General features: G+C 63.6%; 2 protein-coding genes and 1 pseudogene. 2 read left to right on the top strand and 1 reads right to left on the bottom strand.

Annotation, left to right across the window (positions count from 1 at the left end):
• Positions 1-71: 71 nt before the first annotated feature.
• Positions 72-260: pseudogene (locus tag ACSDR0_RS49795) on the bottom strand (IS5/IS1182 family transposase); the annotation flags it as partial.
• Between the two features lie 608 nt (positions 261-868).
• On the opposite strand from ACSDR0_RS49795, the gene ACSDR0_RS49790 reads away from it, so the two are divergent.
• Both ACSDR0_RS49790 and ACSDR0_RS49785 read left to right on the top strand, forming a co-directional pair.
• Positions 869-1,165: a hypothetical protein gene (locus tag ACSDR0_RS49790; RefSeq protein WP_435295993.1), complete on the top strand. Its 297-nt coding sequence runs from the start codon at positions 869-871 to the stop codon at positions 1,163-1,165.
• Between the two features lie 785 nt (positions 1,166-1,950).
• The gene (locus ACSDR0_RS49785; RefSeq protein WP_435295992.1) at positions 1,951-3,309 is read left to right on the top strand and encodes a ricin-type beta-trefoil lectin domain protein; all 1,359 of its coding nucleotides are present in this window, start codon (positions 1,951-1,953) and stop codon (positions 3,307-3,309) included.
• The last annotated feature ends 174 nt before the right edge of the window (positions 3,310-3,483 follow it).

The raw sequence follows: 3,483 nt of genomic DNA, 5'->3' as shown, positions 1-3,483 counted from the left end.
CTCTTGGTCGAAATCAGTCGTCTCAGGGGCCTCGTTGCCACGTCAACCCGGTAAATCGGCTTAACTTACCGGCGTTGGTGTTTGCCGCAGTAGTACGGGCGGTCGGCGGCCACGCGATCGATGGGGATGAGCGTGCCGTCCAGCACGACGAGGGCATAGCCGGCACGCTTGGCCGCCCGCAGCGCCTGGTCGAGGGGGTGAGCGTTCTCGCGGACGTAGCGCCGGGCGGTGGCCGTACCGATGCCGAATCCTGCGGCGAGCCCGCGACCTGCGCTACCGGGTTGGGATGGGATCACTGAAAACTCGTTGCCGATGGTGTGGGTCTCTTCCTACGGTCGCTCCGTGACGATTGCATACGAGCGGCGCTCTGCTGGTCTTTCCGTTCTCGATGCCAGCGATCGTTCTGACTCTTCCGAAAGTCCGTGAGCGTGTCGGAGAAGGCGCTGTAGGCGGCGAGGCGTTCCTGCCACAGCCGCTCCTCCCGTGCGATCCACCACGCCTGCCGCGCTGTCCGCAACTGGAAGACGTAGGTGACGGTGGCGCCCAGCAGCGTCCCTGTGACCGCGATGAGGCTCGTTATCGCGCTTCCCATTGATCCAGTGGAGCACGACGGTCCAGGACCTGCCAGGCGCGAGGGAGTGGCCATTGCGTATGACAGCGTCTCTTCATCATGCGTGATCTTGTTAACGGGAGTGCTGACACCGTCCTTGGACGCGCGCGGACATCCATGGAAGATGATCAGGTGTGGGGCGTCTCTGAGCAGGCCTTCCTGACACTTGTGGATGCCGGTGGACGATCTCGACCTTGCCGGACAAGAAGGCGGTTCGAGTCATCTCGGCCGCGCAGGCGGCGCGCGATCCCAGAGCGCATGACGGATCGCCATGTTGTGACGATTCAGGTGACCGGCCGGCCTGCCACCTTCGCTACAGCCCACGAAAAGCCTTGTAAAGATGCCGTTCGATCGGCCATCGCTACGAGCGGAGTGCAGCCTCAGGAGGCGCGTTTCGCCGTTCGTTTGGAGTTCCGGCTTTCCATGGCCCGCAATGCGAACGAGGTCTGGGATCTGGATAACCTCATCAAGCCCACACTTGATGCGATGGGGGGCGTCTTTGGTACAACCGTCCACCACCCTCCGACCATGGTCTCCGCTACCCGGCCAGGATGATTGGTCCGCCCGAAAAGCGGAAGGTCGGCGGTTCGCCCCAGCCCCTGACCACAGCAACCGAGCAGCACAAAGGCCCCGAGCGATTATCGTTCGGGGCCTTTGTGGATCTTCAGTGACAGCAACGTCGATCGCTGGATCGAGGCCTCTTCGCTGCCGCGCGCAGGATTTGACATGTAGATTCGCATGCAACATGAGTCTTGCGTGTTCGTATGCAACATGATGCGCGCTCGGGCTGCGCTAATTTGCTACCGCCGACTCACCAAATGAGTCGTCGTCTAAACCGCCGACTTTCGGATCAGCTCTAAGCCCGGCAGTCCCCGACCCACGCGGCCCGGGATTGGCCGATTCCAACCGAAAGTATCGGAATTTTGCCGAAACTTCTGGGCGGGGCGCAGTGCGTGTGACGGCGGCATCTCATGATCATAGTTGGGAGCCATCGCCCTCCGCCCGGTGCGCGATCGACCTGTTCGCTACGAAAGTTTCATCCTGTGCGCCGGGGGCGGGGCGCGAACCTTCCCTGGCCAGCACGCGCAGGGGCGCGCCCCGCAGGCCCGGCGTCCGGGGCTGCGAAGCAAGTTACTTGACATCCGCAATCAGGTCGTATTTGCTCCCTTGCATTACACCCCATACAGCGTGCAGGCGGTATGCCGATAATTCTTGATGAATGTTAGCGCTCACGCCCGATTCCGGTTTCGCAGCTCCGGGCATTCGATGCCGCTGATGGAGAGGAACGCAGAACATGTCTTTATCGTCGGCCTGGTCCCTACAGCCAGAGGGAATCGCAAATGTTGAAGCATAGGTCCATCCTCAGGACCGTGGCGCTCGCGGCGGCTTTCGTCTTGGTGACGGGGTACGCGGCGATGAGCAGCGGCAGCAGCACAGGAGCCTCGGCGTCCACCGCCGCCGCGCTCGCGGGAACCGCAGGATGTGGAAAGAGCCCGACGCTGAGCAGCGGAACACACACCATTCAGTCCAGCGGAAAGAATCGCAGCTTCATTCTGCGAATTCCCGCGAACTACAACAACAACAACCCCTATCGTCTGATCTTCGGCATCCACTGGCTGAACGGCACCATGAACGACGTCGACTCCGGTGGAAGCAGCGGGGCCTCCTGGTCCTACTACGGACAGCGGCAGCTGTCGAACAACACCGCGATCTTCATCTCGCCGCAGGGCCTCAACAACGGCTGGGCCAACTCCAACGGCGAGGACGTCACCCTCTTCGACGACATCATGCGGCGGGTAGAGGCGGATCTCTGCGTCGACCCCTCACTACGTTTCGCCATGGGGTTCAGCTACGGCGGCGGCATGAGCTTCTCCCTCGCGTGCAGCCGCGCGACGGTCTTCCGTGCGGTCGCGGTGTTCGCCGGCGCGCAGCTCAGCGGATGCAGCGGCGGCACCCAGCCCATCGCCTACATGGGACTGCACGGCATCACCGACAGCGTCCTCAACATCTCGCAAGGACGGACGCTGCGGGACAGGTTCGTCCGCAACAACGGCTGTACCGCCCAGAACCCGCCTGAACCGGCCTCGGGCAGCCGGACGCACGTCGTCACCGCCTACTCGGGGTGCCAGGCCGGATACCCCGTCGTCTGGGCCGCGTACGACAACGGTCACACGCCCGCCCCGGTGGACGGGACCTACACCGAGAACGGCGCCCAAACCTGGACCAAGGGAGAGGTGTGGAAGTTCATCTCCCAGTTCCAGAGCACCTCCACGCCCACCCCGACGCCCACCCCGAGCGTCACCCCGACGGTCACCCCGACCCCCACGACCAGCTTCCGCCTGCGCAACGAGGGCGCCGGGCGCTGTGTCGACTCCCCCAACAGCGCCAACGCCAACGGCACCCAGTTGCAGATCTACGACTGCCACACCAACGCCAACCAGCTCTTCAGCTACGGCTCCGGCAGACTCCAGCTCCTCGGCAAGTGCCTGGACGCCCCCACGAACGCCGGCTCCGGTACCCGCGTGCAACTGTGGGACTGCCACACCAACAGCAACCAGCAGTGGACCTTCAACTCCAACGGCACCGTGACCAGCGGCGCCAACAACCTCTGCCTCAACGTCACCGGCACCGGCAACAGCTCCACCGTGACCGTCGCCACGTGCAACGGCCAGGCCACCCAGAGATGGACCAGGGCATGACCACCTACTAGCCGATGGCAGATGTCGGGTCCAGGCGACTTCGCCTGGACCCGACGCGCTTCATCGCTCAACGCATGGGCGCGCACTCGAACGCCACTGGAGTTGCCCCGGTTCGGTAGACACGTCAGGGCTTTCGGCTACGCGGCAGCATAGTTGTCTTCGTGAGTGGGCTTG

The organism is Streptosporangium sp. G11 (assembly GCF_051192615.1).
In the GTDB taxonomy this organism is placed as follows: Bacteria; Actinomycetota; Actinomycetes; order Streptosporangiales; family Streptosporangiaceae; genus Streptosporangium.
The sequence above is the reverse complement of the archived record's forward strand: the minus strand, read 5'-3'. Positions and strand labels throughout refer to the sequence as shown.